This window comes from Gilvimarinus sp. 1_MG-2023 (genome assembly GCF_030548285.1).
The window spans coordinates 1-246 of record NZ_JAUOSC010001480.1 but is presented as its reverse complement, the minus strand read 5'-3'; the positions used below and the strand labels follow the sequence as shown (position 1 = coordinate 246).

Sequence of the window (246 nt, the reverse complement as noted above, 5' to 3'; positions counted from 1 at the left end):
CCCAACGACTCTTCGAGGCTCTTGATCGCCAGACTCAATGCCGGTTGCGACAGATGCACCAGGGTGCTGGCTTCGGCAAAGCTGAGGGTGCGGGCAACGGCGAGAAAAGCACGTAGCTGTTTTGCGGTCATGGCAGTCCTCCGACGGTATGGCACCATCATAACCGCCGCCGCTATCGTGCTGCTATCCGCCAATCGATGGGCACTGGCAAACCATCACCAGACCCATCCATCGCCAGACCCATCC

General features: G+C 59.8%; 1 protein-coding gene. It reads right to left on the bottom strand.

What is annotated here, in order from left to right:
- Nucleotides 1–131: LysR family transcriptional regulator (locus Q4563_RS21750; protein ID WP_303606014.1), on the bottom strand; the 131-nt coding region annotated here is incomplete at its 3' end.
- Nucleotides 132–246 lie beyond the last annotated feature (115 nt).